At 69.7% G+C, this 13137-nt stretch carries 16 protein-coding genes; 11 read left to right on the forward strand and 5 right to left on the reverse strand.

All coding sequences use genetic code 11. From position 1 onward, the window contains the following. Positions 1-40 precede the first annotated feature (40 nt). On the forward strand, positions 41-739 hold the full coding sequence (locus ABZX02_RS08900) for an SDR family oxidoreductase (RefSeq protein ID WP_355296291.1): 699 nt from the start codon (positions 41-43) through the stop codon (positions 737-739). 55 nt (positions 740-794) lie between these two features. Continuing rightward, positions 795-1424 (forward strand): 50S ribosomal protein L11 methyltransferase, encoded by a 630-nt coding sequence (locus ABZX02_RS08905; RefSeq protein ID WP_355296293.1) that lies wholly within the window; start codon positions 795-797, stop codon positions 1422-1424. Here the strand turns inward: ABZX02_RS08905 and ABZX02_RS08910 are convergent. Beyond that, a complete protein-coding gene (locus ABZX02_RS08910) occupies positions 1421-1774 on the reverse strand; it encodes a VOC family protein (protein WP_355296295.1) in 354 nt (117 codons plus the stop codon). The genes ABZX02_RS08905 and ABZX02_RS08910 overlap by 4 nt on opposite strands. Positions 1775-1839: 65 nt before the next feature. Here ABZX02_RS08910 and ABZX02_RS08915 point away from each other — a divergent pair, with 65 nt between their 5' ends. Then, on the forward strand, positions 1840-2322 hold the full coding sequence (locus tag ABZX02_RS08915) for an NUDIX domain-containing protein (protein ID WP_355296297.1): 483 nt from the start codon (positions 1840-1842) through the stop codon (positions 2320-2322). Between the two features lie 3 nt (positions 2323-2325). Here ABZX02_RS08915 and ABZX02_RS08920 read toward each other — a convergent pair whose 3' ends face one another. Then, the gene (locus tag ABZX02_RS08920; protein ID WP_355296299.1) at positions 2326-3411 is read right to left on the reverse strand and encodes an epoxide hydrolase family protein; all 1086 of its coding nucleotides are present in this window, start codon (positions 3409-3411) and stop codon (positions 2326-2328) included. A gap of 51 nt (positions 3412-3462) precedes the next feature. Here ABZX02_RS08920 and ABZX02_RS08925 point away from each other — a divergent pair, with 51 nt between their 5' ends. Continuing rightward, complete coding sequence (locus tag ABZX02_RS08925; protein ID WP_355296301.1) at positions 3463-4407, forward strand: YafY family protein; 945 nt, start codon at positions 3463-3465, stop codon at positions 4405-4407. 2 nt (positions 4408-4409) lie between these two features. Continuing rightward, entirely contained in the window at positions 4410-4673 is a 264-nt protein-coding gene (locus tag ABZX02_RS08930; RefSeq protein WP_355296303.1) for a hypothetical protein, read from the forward strand. Positions 4674-4678: 5 nt separating this feature from the next. Here the strand turns inward: ABZX02_RS08930 and ABZX02_RS08935 are convergent, their stop codons facing one another. After that, positions 4679-5230 (reverse strand): cadmium resistance transporter, encoded by a 552-nt coding sequence (locus ABZX02_RS08935; protein ID WP_355296304.1) that lies wholly within the window; start codon positions 5228-5230, stop codon positions 4679-4681. Positions 5231-5325: 95 nt separating this feature from the next. Here ABZX02_RS08935 and ABZX02_RS08940 point away from each other — a divergent pair, with 95 nt between their 5' ends. Further along, positions 5326-6192 carry an SDR family NAD(P)-dependent oxidoreductase gene (locus ABZX02_RS08940; protein WP_355296306.1) on the forward strand — a complete coding sequence of 289 codons (867 nt, stop codon included), beginning with the start codon at positions 5326-5328 and terminating at the stop codon, positions 6190-6192. A 9-nt stretch (positions 6193-6201) separates the two neighbouring features. After that, a complete protein-coding gene (locus tag ABZX02_RS08945; protein ID WP_355296308.1) occupies positions 6202-6762 on the forward strand; it encodes a TetR/AcrR family transcriptional regulator in 561 nt (186 codons plus the stop codon). Here the strand turns inward: ABZX02_RS08945 and ABZX02_RS08950 are convergent. Both ABZX02_RS08950 and ABZX02_RS08955 read right to left on the reverse strand, forming a co-directional pair. Next, entirely contained in the window at positions 6751-7548 is a 798-nt protein-coding gene (locus ABZX02_RS08950; protein WP_355296310.1) for an LLM class flavin-dependent oxidoreductase, read from the reverse strand. The two genes, ABZX02_RS08945 and ABZX02_RS08950, sit on opposite strands and share 12 nt — an antisense overlap. A gap of 67 nt (positions 7549-7615) precedes the next feature. Beyond that, on the reverse strand, positions 7616-8110 hold the full coding sequence (locus ABZX02_RS08955; RefSeq protein WP_355296312.1) for a DinB family protein: 495 nt from the start codon (positions 8108-8110) through the stop codon (positions 7616-7618). Positions 8111-8874: 764 nt separating this feature from the next. Here ABZX02_RS08955 and ABZX02_RS08960 point away from each other — a divergent pair. The 4 genes from ABZX02_RS08960 to ligD (ABZX02_RS08975) all read left to right on the forward strand — a co-directional run bounded on the left by ABZX02_RS08960 (position 8875) and on the right by ligD (ABZX02_RS08975) (position 13123). Next, on the forward strand, positions 8875-9852 hold the full coding sequence (locus ABZX02_RS08960) for a tyrosine-type recombinase/integrase (RefSeq protein WP_355296314.1): 978 nt from the start codon (positions 8875-8877) through the stop codon (positions 9850-9852). A 129-nt stretch (positions 9853-9981) separates the two neighbouring features. Further along, the gene (locus tag ABZX02_RS08965) at positions 9982-10806 is read left to right on the forward strand and encodes a Ku protein (RefSeq protein ID WP_355296316.1); all 825 of its coding nucleotides are present in this window, start codon (positions 9982-9984) and stop codon (positions 10804-10806) included. After that, positions 10807-12249: a non-homologous end-joining DNA ligase gene (gene ligD, locus ABZX02_RS08970; protein ID WP_355296317.1), complete on the forward strand. Its 1443-nt coding sequence runs from the start codon at positions 10807-10809 to the stop codon at positions 12247-12249. Continuing rightward, positions 12239-13123, forward strand: a complete 885-nt coding sequence (gene ligD, locus ABZX02_RS08975) for a non-homologous end-joining DNA ligase (protein ID WP_355296319.1) — start codon at positions 12239-12241, stop codon at positions 13121-13123. The genes ligD (ABZX02_RS08970) and ligD (ABZX02_RS08975) overlap by 11 nt, the downstream gene beginning before the upstream one ends. Positions 13124-13137: the final 14 nt, after the last annotated feature.

Genomic DNA, 13137 nt, shown 5'->3' on the forward strand with positions numbered 1-13137 from the left:
CGTATATCCGGTACCGAGTATATGGGGTTAGGGTGGCGTCATGACAACGGTGATCACCGGGGGAAGCCGGGGTATCGGTGCCGCGACCGCGCGCAGGCTCGTGCGCGACGGGCACCGGGTCGTGATCAGTTACCGGCAGGCCGAGGACGAGGCGCGGCGCCTGGAACGGGAGCTGGGCGTGCTCGCGGTGCGCGCCGACACCGCCGACGAGGACGACGTGGCGCGCCTGTTCGACGCCGCGGGCGACGACGTCACCGGCGTGGTGAGCAACGCGGGCATCACCTCCCCGCGCGGTCCGCTGGCCGAGCTGCGCACCGAGGACCTGCGCCGGGTCGTGGACGTCAACCTCGTCGGCGCGCTGTTCGTGGCCAGGGAGGCGGCCCGGCGGATGAGCACGGGCTCGATCGTCAACGTCTCCTCGGGCGCGGCGACCCTGGGCAGCCCGGGGGAGTACGTGCACTACGCCGCCACCAAGGCCGCCGTGGACGCGCTGACGATCGGCCTGTCCAAGGAGCTCGCGCCGCGCGGCATCCGGGTCAACTGCGTGCAGCCCGGCACGGTCCGCACCGACATCCACCGCCTCTCCGGCGAGCCCGGCCGCCCCGACCGCGTCGCCTCGGTCATCCCGCTGGGCCGTCCCGGCGAGGCCGACGAGATCGCGGGCGCCATCGCCTGGCTGCTGTCCCCGGACGCCTCCTACACGACGGGCGCGATCCTGCGGGTGGCCGGAGGCCTGTGACTGTGGCCTTTCGCCTCTGCGGCCGGTGCTCGCGCTGCCCCTAAGCTTCACCGTCATGTCCGCGCCCACGCTCACCGACTTCGTGCTCGCCAACACGACGCTCACGCCCGTGCCGCTGGTGCCGGAGGTGGCGCTGCACAGCGCGGACGAAGCCCTGGACCTGTGGGAGCTCACCCACCACGACCAGCCGCCGTTCTGGGCGTTCCCGTGGGCGGGCGGCCAGGCACTGGCGCGGCACCTGCTCGACCACGCCGGCCTGGTGCGCGACAAGAAGGTCTTCGACCTCGCCTCCGGCTCCGGCCTCGTCGCGATCGCCGCCGCCCTGGCCGGCGCGGACGTCGTGACCGCGAACGACATCGACCCGCTCGCCCTGTGCGCGGTCGGGCTCAACGCCGCCGCCAACGGCGTCACCGTGCACACCCTCGATGGCGACCAGCTCGACAGCGACGCGCACGGCGCCGACGTCGTCCTCGCCGGAGACGTGTTCTACGACGCCGAGATCACCGCCCTGGTGCTGCCGTTCCTGCGCCGCGCCTCGGCCCGCGGCGCCCTGGTGCTGCTGGGCGACCCGGACCGCGCGCACCTGCCGCGCGAGGAGTTCACCGCCCAGGCCCGCTACGAGGTACCGGTCCCGCTGACGCTGGAGAGCACCGAGACCCGCACCGCCACCGTCTGGCGCGCCTAGCCCGTGACCAGGCAGAACGGGTGCCCGGCCGGATCGGCGTAGACGCGGAACCCCGCGTAGGTCTTGAGCAGTGTGGCGCCGAGGCCGAGGACGCCCGGCTCGGCGGCCTCGAGATCGGCCACCAGGACGTCGAGGTGGATCTGCTGCGGGTGTTCCTGGCCGGGCCAGCGCGGCGGCGAGTAGTCCTCGACCCGCTGGAACGACACGCGCCGGCCACCGGGGATGACCAGGGTGGTCCAGTGGCCGTCGGAGTCGGCGATCTCGCCGCCGATCACCTGCCGGTAGAACCCGGCGAGCGCGTCGGGGTCGGGGCAGTCGATCACCACGTCGTAGAGCTCGCCGATCGCCACTGTGCTCCTTCACCCTTGGCGCGGTACGGGTTTTCAGCCTAGTCACCGGCCGGGGGAGGGACGGGGTGGTTGATCATCGGACGCGGGAGGCGGCCGTCGCGGACGCACGGCTGGCCACCGCGTGCTTCGATGACGCGCTTGCGTGGCTCGCCGCCCGCCCCGTGCTGACGGATCCGCTCGCCGCCGAGGTGTGGGTCTACGACAGCACGTTCACGAGCGTGCTGCTGGTGCGGCATCCCCGGCGAGGTCTGGTGGCTCCCGGCGGAACGGTCGAGCCCGGGGAGACGCCGCGCGAGGCCGCCGCCCGGGAGTTGCACGAGGAGACCGGGGTGCGGGCGGAACTGCTACCGGCACCGGCCGCCGTGGCGGTGCGGTCCTACCGCGCCGACTGGTCGCCGACGCTGAGTCTCGTCTACGCCGCCGTGGTGGCGCTGGCCGGGGAGCCCGGGCAGCCGCCTCGGTGGGTCAGCCTGGACCGGACGTGGGACAGCGTGTTCCCCGAGGACCGTGCACGCCTGCGCGCGCACGGCCGTCACCTCGCGGGGTAAGCCCTACAGCTTGGCGAAGAACACCTTCAGGTCCTCGGCCAGCAGGGCGGGCGAGTCGTGGCCGGAGTAGTGCCCGCCCGTCTCGAACTCCGACCAGTGCACGAGGCGGTGGTGGTCGCGCTCGGCGAAGCGGCGGATGGTCTGGAAGTCGTCGGGGAAGACCGCGACCCCCAGCGGCACCGTCGTCGGCTCGGTGGGCGGGTCCTCGCGGTGGGCGTCCTCGAAGTACAGCCGGGCGCTGGAGCCCGCGGTGCCGGTGAACCAGTAGATCGCCACGTTCGCGAGCAGGAAGTCCCGCGTGACCGCCGGCTCGGCCATCAGCTGCATCGTCCAGGCGAGCTGGCCGACGGGGGAGTCCGCGAGCGCGAACGCCACGTTCTGCGGCCGTGCCTGCTGCAGCTTCGCGTAGCCGGACATGGTCTCCCAGAAGTTCTGCAGCACCCCGAGCCGCCGGAAGTCGTCCTCGGTCAGGCCCTCCATCTCCGCCGGGTCGCCCGAGGGGAACGAGAAGATCTGCGTGACGTGCACGCCCACCACGTGCTCGGCGTCGGCCTGGCCCAGTTGCGGGGCGATGATCGCGCCCGCGTCGTTGCCGTGCACCCCGTAGCGCTCGTACCCCAGGCGCGCCATGAGCTCCGCGAACGCCGCCGCGATCCGCCCGGAGTGCCAGCCCGTCTCCGTCGTCGGCCCGGAGAACCCGAAACCGGGGATCGACGGGATCACCAGGTGGTGGTCCTCGCGCAGGTGCTCGACCACGTCCACGAACTCCATCACCGAGCCGGGCCAGCCGTGGATCAGCAGCACCGGCAGCGCGTCCGGGTTCGGGCTGCTCACGTGCAGGAAGTGCACGTTCGTGCCGTCGATCTCCGTGACGAACTGCGGGAAGGAGTTCAGCCGCGCCTCGACCGCCCGCCAGTCGAACTCCTCGGCCCAGTACCGGGCCACTTCCCGCACGTCCGCGACGTCGTCGCCGTAGCGCGCACCGGCCCCCGCGACCTGGTCGGTCCACCGCGTCCGCCGCAACCGCTGAGCCAGGTCGTCGAGCTCGGCGTCGTCGACCGCGATGTGGAATTCCCTGATCTCCGTCATAACCCGAGGCTAACGAGCCTTGCGGCCAGCTCCTGTCCTAAAGTTCCGTCCATGTTGGAAACCTCGGCGCGGCTGCTGCGCCTGCTCGCCCTGCTGCAGTCCCGCCGCGACTGGCAGGGCAGCGAACTCGCCGACGAACTGCAGATCAGCCCCCGCACCGTGCGCCGCGACGTCGACCGCCTGCGCGAGCTCGGCTACCCGGTCAACGCCACCACCGGCTCGTTCGGCGGCTACCGCCTCGGCGCCGGCGCCGAACTGCCACCGCTGCTGCTCGACGACAACGAGGCCGTCGCCGTCGCCGCCGCCCTGCGCACCAACGCCGTCACCGGCCTCGAAGAGGTCTCCCTGCGCGCCCTGCTCAAGCTCGAACAGGTCCTCCCGTCCCGCCTGCGCCACCGCGTGGCCGCCCTCGAGCAGATCGAGTCCGTCCCGCGCGACACCCCCGGCCCCGCCCTCGACCCCGAACTGCTGTCCACCCTGGCCGCCGCCTGCCGCGACAGCGACACGATCCGCTTCGACTACCAGGCCCACGACGGCACCCACACCCGCCGCCGCGTCGAACCCCACCGCCTCGTCAACTGGGGCCGCCGCTGGTACCTCGTCGCCTGGGATGCCGAGAAGGACGACTGGCGCAGCTTCCGCGTCGACCGCATCACCGCGCCCCGGCCCCCGCACGGCCCCCGCTTCACCCCGCGAGAGCTCGACGCCACCACCTACGTCGCCTCCCGAGTCACCCAAGCCGCCTGGCGCTTCCAGGCCCGCGTCCTCGTGCACGCTCCGGCCGACGTCGTCGCCGCCCGCATCCACGCCGCCATCGGCACCGTCGAGGCCGTCGATGACACCTCGTGCGTCCTGGTGACCGGCTCCGACTCGCTGGAGACCCTCACCGTGTGGATCGGGATGCTCGGCTGCGACTTCGAGATCACCTCGCCACCCGAGCTCGTGGCACACGTTCGCACCCTTGCGGCCCGCTACGCCCGAGCCGTACAAGACTGAGCATGGCCATCACCGGACGTGACATCGAGCGCCTGCTCTACACCGACACGCCCGACCCCGTCCTGGTGCTGCACCACGACACCCCCGCGATCGTCGCCGCCGCCGAGCTCGGCGGGCACGCCGGCGCCGTCGTCGTGTGCTCGCGCAGCGAGATCCTGCGGCGCGTGGGGGAGCGCGACCTCAGCGAGGAGGAACTGGCGGCGATCGCGGCAACACTCGAGCGGGCCGTCCACGACCCGGCCCGGCAGCCGCCCTGGCCCGCCTGACCAGCTCAGCCCGAGAACAGCACCAGAACACCGATCACGATCAGCACCACCGGCAACGCGACATGGCCGCACCTGGCCAGAGCGCGCGCCACCACCTGGCGTGAGGCCAGGAACCGGCCCGCGGCGCACCACACGCCGACCAGCAGCAGGAACACCACCACGTAGACCCACAGCGAGTCGGTCACCGTGAACACCGGCACGTAGACACCGATGTTGTCGCCGCCGTTGGCCAGCGTCACGCCCGCCATCGCCGGCACGCCCGGCGCGGCGTCGTGCTCGTGCTCGTCGTCGGAGCCCCGCCACAGCGACCAGGCCGCCTTCAGCCCCAGGGCCAGGGGGATGAGGCCCAGCCACGGGCGGAACTGCGCGGGCAACAGCGACGCGCCCAAAGAGCCGAACACCGCCAGCACCAGGATCGCCGTGAAGCCCAGGTACTGGCCCGCCACCACCTGCCAGGCCGACCTCGCCCGCGCGAAGAACAACGCGAGCAGCACCAGGTCGTCGACGTTGGTCACCGCGAACATGCCCGCCGCCTGGCCGACCACCCCGAGATCCACGACGCACAGTCTCATCGACGAAAAACGGATAGCTCATCCGCATCTGTGCTAGCGTCGGCGACAGAAGCGGATTCACTATCCGGATTGGAGTGGTCATGGCCCCCAGAGCAGTCGTCACCGCCGCCACAGGCGGCATCGGACTCGAAACCGCCAAAGGACTCGCCGACGCCGGCTACGCCGTCACCGTCATCGGCCGCACCCCACAACGCGGAGACAACGCCGTCGCCGCCATCAACGCCAGGGGAGGAGAACCCGCACGCTTCCTGCAGGCCGACCTCGCCTCACTCGCCGCCGTCCGCGCACTCGGGGAACGCCTCGCCGACGAAGGCCCGCTCGACGTCCTCGTCAACAACGTCGGCGCCATGTTCCCCGACCACACCCACCTCGACGGCATCGAAGCCTCCTTCGTCGTCAACCACCTCTCGCCCTACCTGCTCACCGAACTCCTCCTCCCGGTGATCAAGCACCGCGTGGTCAACGTGACCTCCGGAGCCGTCGTCGTCGCCAAGAAGGTCTTCGACCACGTCGAACCACCCGGCGGCTACTACGGCTTCCACTGGTACGGACGCGCCAAGCTCGCCAACCTCGCCTACACCCTCGACCTCGCCACCCGAGCCACCACCATCGGCGTCCTCGCCGCCGACCCCGGGGGAGCGGACACCGACATGACCGACGGCACCCTGCGCACCCCCAAGATCGTCGCACCGCCCCTGCGACTGCTCTGGCCCCTCGTGCGCCGCACCTTCGAACACGCCACCTCCCGGCCCGCCGCCACCGCCGCCCGCTCCTCGATCACCGCCGCCACCGACCCCACCCTCACCAGCGGCACCGTCATCGGACCCAAAGCCCTCCCCGTCCAACCCCACCGAACCGCACGAGACCCCCGCATCCAGCAAGCCGTACGACACCTCAGCCAGACCCACGCACCACTCCGCCACGTTCCGGATGGCATATCCACATAGGATCGACCCATGACGCCGCAGCGAAAGGACGCCGCCCGCAACTGGGAGCACATCCTCACCGTCGCCAGAGAACTCGTCGACGAAGGCACACCGCTGCAGCTCAACGACGTCGCCCGCCGAGCAGGACTCGGCGTCGGCACCGTCTACCGGCACTTCCCGACCGCCGAAGCACTCCTCGAAACCGTCGCCACACCCTGCCTCGAAGAACTCGCAGGCTGCGGCCGCAAAGGCCTCACCGACGACGACCCCTGGACCGCCTTCGCCGCCTTCCTCACCAAAGTCGTCGAAGGCCAGGTCACCGACCCCGCACTCGTCAAGGTCTCCGCCACCACCCACGACGTCCTGCCCCGCACCACCGAACTCAAGACCCAGATCATGGCCATCGGCACCCAACTGCTCGCCCGCGCCCGCGACACCGGAGCCGTACGACCCGACGTCGACGACGCCGACCTCGTCCCACTCATGTGCGGCATCGCCTACGCCACCTACGTCCACAGCGCCGGACCCGCAGACCGGCTCCCCACCGCCCGCCGCTACCTCGACACCCTCCTGCGCGGCCTACACACCTGACCGCGGCGGACCCGCCACCACGAACTCCCGCAGGTCCTCCAAGCCCACCGCACCACCATCGGTCAGCAGCCACGTCACCCCGGCCGCCTCGTACGCAGCGACCTCCTCGGGCAACGACGCACCACCCCACAACACGACATCACCACCCGCCGGACCACCCGACGCCACGAAGTCCGCCTTCACCCCAGCGGCCTCAGCAGGGGAGAGCACCACCAGACCCTCCGCACCGAACGTCGCCGGCACCACCCCCGCCGCATGCCCCGCCCCGCGGAACGGCACCGACCGAGGCCAGTTCCCACCCACCCAGATCGGCACCTCCACCGGCGCGAACCGCACCCCGGACACCTCGAACACCTCACCGCGGTGCTCCACCTCGACCCCCGACAACAACGCCCGCACCACCTCCACCCCCTCCGACATCGCCGCCGCACGCGACACCCGCTCACCGAACGGGGAGAAGTCCTGCGGCACCCCCGCACCCACCCCCAGCACCAACCGCCCACCCGACAACCGCTGCAGCGTCGACGCCTCCAACGCCACCTTCCACGGACGCCGCCGCCCCAACGACGTCACCAAAGGCCCCAGCACCACCCGCGACGTGCGCGCCGCCACCGCACCCAACGTCACCCACACATCCGCCACCACCGGCTCACCCGGCTGCACCACGTGGTCCCACAGGAAGAACCCGTCCCACCCGGCCTCCTCCGCCGCCACCGCGAGCGACACCAGCACGGACGGATCACCCAGCGACGAACCGAACGACGGCACGTAGATCCCATAGCGCATGACCCGAGTGTGCCAACCACCCCCGACAAGATCATTCACAAGCGGGGGAGCAGGGGAGAAGCGCCCATCACCGGCCTTCGCCCGTCACCCCGTCCAGCTGCTCGCGCAGGATGTCCGCATGCCCGGCGTGCCGCGCCGTCTCCGTCACCACGTGCACCAGCACGTTGAACAACAACACGTCCGGACGCGGCCACCACGGCACATGCCCACGCGCATCCACCGACAACGCCAAAATCGTCGCGTCCGAATGCGCCCACACCCGCCGATAACGACCCACGATCTCCTCACGCGACTCCGACTCGTCCGCCCGCATGTCCAACCCACGCGCCGACAGGTCGTCCCACCGCGGCATCGGCTCCGGGAACGGCCGCCCGAACACCTCACCGAAGTACCGCGACTCCGACAACGCCAGGTGCTTCACCAACCCCAGCAGGTTCGTCCCCGACGCCACCAACGGACGCCGCACGTCGTCCTCGGACACACCCTCGAGCTTCCACAGCACCGCCGCGCGCAACTCACGCAGATCCCCGTGCAGGTACTCCTTGGCGAAATCGTCGATCACGACTCCGCAGCCTGCCAGACACGCGCCTAACGCCACGGTGACGAAAGACCGAACGGCCGAGGAGAGGGAGAGCGCGCGCGAGCCGGCACGACTCACGAACGCCCGCCGCGAACGAACCGACGCGACGCCCGAGCGGCAAACGCCAGGAGGAGCCGTCTGAGCGAACCGGCGAACGCACATCAGCGCGCCAGCGGCCGCACCAAGCCCAGAAAGCCGTCAGGACGAGTCCCGGGGCAGACCCGGATCGCCGTTACTTGACATAATGTAGATTATCGGCGAAACGGTGACCTGCGAAGATCGTTGTCAGAAGGGGTCGCAACGCCGTGTTGGCGCGTCTGCAAGCCGTCGCCGGCGGGCAGGCCGGCCGCTTGCAGACGCCACACAACCTCAGATCCACGGCGATGCCGGAGCGCGGTCGGCACCGACGTGTCGTCAGAGAGACGTACGTAGCGAGGCGCCATTACGCTCACGATCCCCGACAAGTGACGCCACCTGGTCCAGCGACGTCCGGAGCCGAATCAGAACCCGGCGAAACGGACATTTCATGCATAATCGCCATTATCCAGCACGGCACAATTCGGTGAACCCGAACGCGGCCGCAGCCAGGACGAAACGCCGCCGACCGCCAGGCACCACCCTCCTGATCAAGCCCTGACCTGCGGCTCCGCGAGCACACGCCCACTCCGTACGCCGAACAGAGCAACAAAATAGCGGCTCCTCCCCTCCCCTCCGGGGCCGCTGCCGCGTCCGGGATTGTCGGTGTCGTGCGGTACAAGATCCATATGCACGTGCTCGCCGCCCAGGACGCCTTCTTCCTCGCCCGCCGGACCCGCAAGGACTCGCCGCACACCACGGCGGCCTACCAGCGCGATCTCTCGGGCGTGAACACGCTCCTGGCCGAGACGCTCTCCTGCCCCGTCGAGGACCTGACGATCGGTCATCTGACCGGGGCGCACCTGCGGCAGGCGTTCGGGTCGTTCGCGGACACGCACGCGAAGAGCTCGGTGTTGCGGGCGTGGTCGACGTGGAACCAGTTCCTGACGTTCTGCGTGGCGGAGGACCTGATCGCGGGCAACCCGATGGGCGCCGTGGCCCGGCCCAAGACGCCTCCCCTGGTGCCGAAGCCGTTGCGGGGTGAGGACACGCCGGAGCAGTTGCTGACGGCGGCGGCGGAGGGGGCGCGCAAGGGGCGGGACCCGTGGCCGGAGCGGGACGTGCTGGTGATCGCGCTGGGGTTGGTGGCGGGTCTGCGGAGTGCGGAGATGCGGACGTTGACGCTGGCGAGCGTGGTGGGGCGGGAGGGTGATCGGCGGTTGCACGTGAAGGGCAAGGGGAACCGGGATCGGAGTGTGCCGATCGAGCCGCCGATGGAGCGGATCGTGGAGGCGTACCTGGCGAGTTGCCGGCGGCGGTTTCCTCAGGGGCGGTTTGACCGGGACAGCGCGTTGTTGCGGGATCGGCACGGGGAGCCGATCGGGCGGGGTGGGTTGGAGTACCTGGTGAAGTCGTGTTTTCGGTGGGCGGGGTTGAACGACCGGGTGCCGACGGGGGCGAATCTGCACGCGTTGCGGCACACGTTCGCGACGCGGTTGGCGGAGGATGGGGCGTCGGCGAGCGAGATCATGGCGTTGTTGGGGCATGCGAGTTTGGCGACGAGTCAGAACTACATCGAGGCGACGGCGCGGGAGCGGCGGGCGGCGGTGGCGAGCAATCGGACGTATCGGGCGTTGAAGGACATCTAGTGGTGTTCGACCGTGGTGCGGGACTCTCGGTGGTGACGTGTGAGCCGGGGGTCGCCCTGTTGTCGGATCGTTAGGCCGAGTGGGTGACCTGATAGTGCGAAAACCGCATTTCAGGGGTACCCAATGAGAATGAGATCCGTGTGGCGTGGGGCCATCTCCTTCGGGTTGGTGACGATCGCCGTGCGCCTCTACACGGCTGTCGAGGAGCACGACTTCCGTTTCAACCAGGTGCACCGGGAGGACGGCGGGCGCATCAAGTACAAGCGCGTCTGTTCGGTGTGCGGTGAAGAGGTCGAGTATTCGGAGATCACCAAGGGCTACGAGTTGGACGACGGCCGGATGGTGATCATGGAGAACGAGGACTTCGAGAAGTTGCCGGTGAAGACCGACAAGTCGATCGAGGTGCTGGAGTTCGTGCCGGCGGAGGAGATCGATCCGATCTACTTCCAGAAGACTTATTACCTGGAGCCGGACAAGGCGGCGGCGCGGCCTTATGTGCTGCTCAGGGATGCTCTGGTCAAGACGGGTCAGCTGGCGGTCGTGAAGATCACGATCCGGCAGAAGGAGACGCTGGCGATGATCCGGGCGCGTGATGACGTGCTCGTGATGCACACGATGTTGTGGCCGGACGAGATCCGCAAGGCGGAGTTCGACTTCCTGGATCAGGACGTGGAGGTGCGTCCGCAGGAGTTGAAGATGGCGACGTCGCTGGTGGAGTCGATGGCGGGTGACTTCGATCCGGACACGTTCACCGACGACTACCGGGACGCGTTGGAGAAGGTGATCGCGGCGAAGGCGGAGGGTGCGGAGTTGCCCGAGCAGCCGGAGGTCGAGGACAAGGGTGATGTCATCGATCTGATGACGGCGCTCGAGCGGAGTGTGGAGAAGGCGAAGGCCGGGCGGAAGGGTGCTGCGAAGAAGGCGGCGCCGAAGAAGAAGGCTTCGTCTGCGTAGATGGCCGGGCTCGACGAGTACCGGCGGAAGCGGGATCCGGCGAGGACGCCGGAGCCAGTGCCGGGTGCTGGGGATCTTCCTCGGGGCGATGACGACACTTTTGTGATCCAGGAGCACCACGCGTCGAGCCTGCACTGGGATGTGCGGTTGGAGCGGGACGGGGTGCTGGTGTCGTGGGCGGTGCCGAAGGGGTTGCCGCCGACGACGGACGTGGTGCGGTTGGCGGTGCACACCGAGGACCACCCGTTGGAGTACGCGGAGTTCTCCGGGGAGATCCCGAAGGGTGAGTACGGCGGCGGGGAGATGTTCCTGTGGGACCGCGGCCGGTACGAGACGGTGAAGTGGTCGGACCGCGAGGTCGACGTGGTGTTGCACGGGCAGCGGGTCGACGGTCAGTTCGTGTTCTTCCGGTCGGGGCGGGACGGGAAGAACTGGATGGTGAAGCGGCGGCACGCGCCGGCGCGTGCGGACTGGCAGGTGTTGCCGGAGTCGGTGAAGCCGATGCTGGCGGTGCCGGGTCCTCTCCCCCACGACGATGACGACGCGTGGGCGTACGAGTTCAAGTGGGACGGTGTGCGGGCGGTCCTGCGGGTCGAGGGTGGGCGGGTGCAGGCGTGGTCGCGGCTGGGCAACGACATCACGGTGGCGTATCCGGAGCTGCAGGGTGTGGGTGAGCAGCTGGGGGCGACGGAGGCGTTGCTGGACGGGGAGATCGTGGCTTTGCAGAACGGGCGGCCGAGTTTCAGCGCGTTGCAGAACCGGATGCACGTGACGAAGTCGGAGGCGGCGCGGCGGGCTGCTCGTCAGTACCCGGTGACGTTGTTGTTGTTCGACCTGTTGCACCTGGATGGCACGTCGACGGTGCATTTGCCGTTTCGGCAGCGGCGGGAGTTGTTGCGGTCGTTGGAGCTGCGGGGGCCGAACTGGCTGACTCCCCCGTCCTACGACGAGGACGGGGCGGCGGTGCTGGCGGCGAGCCGGGAGCAGGGGCTCGAGGGTGTGGTGGCGAAGCGGCTGGATTCGCCGTACCAGCCGGGGGTGCGGTCGCCGGTGTGGCGCAAGATCACCGACCTGATGGCGCAGGAGGTGGTGATCGGTGGCTGGCGGATGGGTGAGGGCAAGCGCGCGGGGGTGATCGGCGCGTTGTTGCTGGGTATTCCGCAGGACGGCGGGCTGGCGTTCGCGGGGTCGGTGGGCACGGGGTTCAACGACGCGGAGCTGGCGGTGCTGACGCCGCGGCTGGAGGCGTTGGCGCGCAAGGGGTCGCCGTTCGTGACGGAGATGCCGCGGGAGCGGTCGAAGGGCGCGAGGTGGGTCGAGCCGGAGCTGGTGGCCGAGGTGGTGTTCCGGCAGTGGACGCCGGACGGGCGGATGCGGTTTCCGGCGTGGCGTGGTTTGCGGCCGGACAAGTCGCCTGAGGAGGTGCGCCGGGGTGAGCAGTGACGCTCCGAGGGAAGTGACGGTGCGGGTCGAGGACCGGACGGTGAAGCTGACGAACCTGGACAAGGTGCTGTACCCGGGGTTCGGGTTCACGAAGGGTGAGGTGATCGACTACTACACGCGGATCGCCCCGGTGCTGCTCCCCCACCTGAAGGACCGTCCGGTGACGTTGAAGCGGTATCCGAACGGGGTGGACGGGAAGTGGTTCTTCGAGAAGAACGCGCCGGAGCACCGTCCTGAGTGGGTGCGGACGATGCGGTTGGAGTCGCCGGGCAGCACGAAGGGCAACGAGACGGTCAACTACGTGATGGTGGACGAGTTGGCGACGTTGGTGTGGCTGGCGAACCTGGCGGCGTTGGAGTTGCACGTGCCGCAGTGGACGGTGGGGCCGCGTGGGGGCAAGCGGGACCCTGATCTGCTGGTGTTCGACCTGGATCCGGGGGCGCCGGCGACGGTCGTGGAGTGTGCGCGGGTGGCGGAGCTGATCCGGGTGGTGCTGGACGACGACGGCGTGGACTCGTGGGTGAAGACGTCGGGCAACAAGGGGATGCAGGTGTACGCCTACGCGCCGGCGAAGGACACGGCGGAGTTCGCGAAGGCGGTGGCGCAGCGGTTGGCGCGGGAGCAGCCGTCGTTGATCGTGTCGACGATGGCGAAGGCGCAGCGTGGCGGGAAGGTGTTCATCGACTGGTCGCAGAACAACCCGGCGAAGACGACGGTGGCGCCGTACTCGTTGCGGGCTCGGGAGCGGCCGGCGGTGTCGACGCCGGTGACGTGGGACGAGGTCGAGGACTGCGAGGTCGTGGAGGACCTGGTGTTCACGGCGGACGAGGTGCTGGAGCGGGTCGGTTCGGTGGGTGACCTGTTCGGGAGTTGATATTCTGGCCGACT

Origin of the sequence: Lentzea sp. NPDC003310 (genome assembly GCF_040610935.1) — a bacterium.
GTDB lineage: Bacteria > Actinomycetota > Actinomycetes > Mycobacteriales > Pseudonocardiaceae > Lentzea.

Excerpts from the sequence above, each read along its gene's own strand:
- ABZX02_RS08900 (WP_355296291.1), top strand. The coding sequence starts at position 41 with ATGACAACGGTGATCACCGGGGGAAGCCGGGGTATCGGTGCCGCGACC.
- ABZX02_RS08905 (WP_355296293.1), top strand. The coding sequence starts at position 795 with ATGTCCGCGCCCACGCTCACCGACTTCGTGCTCGCCAACACGACGCTC.
- ABZX02_RS08920 (WP_355296299.1), bottom strand. The coding sequence starts at position 3,411 with ATGACGGAGATCAGGGAATTCCACATCGCGGTCGACGACGCCGAGCTC.
- ABZX02_RS08925 (WP_355296301.1), top strand. The coding sequence starts at position 3,463 with ATGTTGGAAACCTCGGCGCGGCTGCTGCGCCTGCTCGCCCTGCTGCAG.
- ABZX02_RS08930 (WP_355296303.1), top strand. The coding sequence starts at position 4,410 with ATGGCCATCACCGGACGTGACATCGAGCGCCTGCTCTACACCGACACG.
- ABZX02_RS08940 (WP_355296306.1), top strand. The coding sequence starts at position 5,326 with ATGGCCCCCAGAGCAGTCGTCACCGCCGCCACAGGCGGCATCGGACTC.
- ABZX02_RS08945 (WP_355296308.1), top strand. The coding sequence starts at position 6,202 with ATGACGCCGCAGCGAAAGGACGCCGCCCGCAACTGGGAGCACATCCTC.
- ABZX02_RS08950 (WP_355296310.1), bottom strand. The coding sequence starts at position 7,548 with ATGCGCTATGGGATCTACGTGCCGTCGTTCGGTTCGTCGCTGGGTGAT.
- ABZX02_RS08965 (WP_355296316.1), top strand. The coding sequence starts at position 9,982 with ATGAGATCCGTGTGGCGTGGGGCCATCTCCTTCGGGTTGGTGACGATC.
- ligD (WP_355296317.1), top strand. The coding sequence starts at position 10,807 with ATGGCCGGGCTCGACGAGTACCGGCGGAAGCGGGATCCGGCGAGGACG.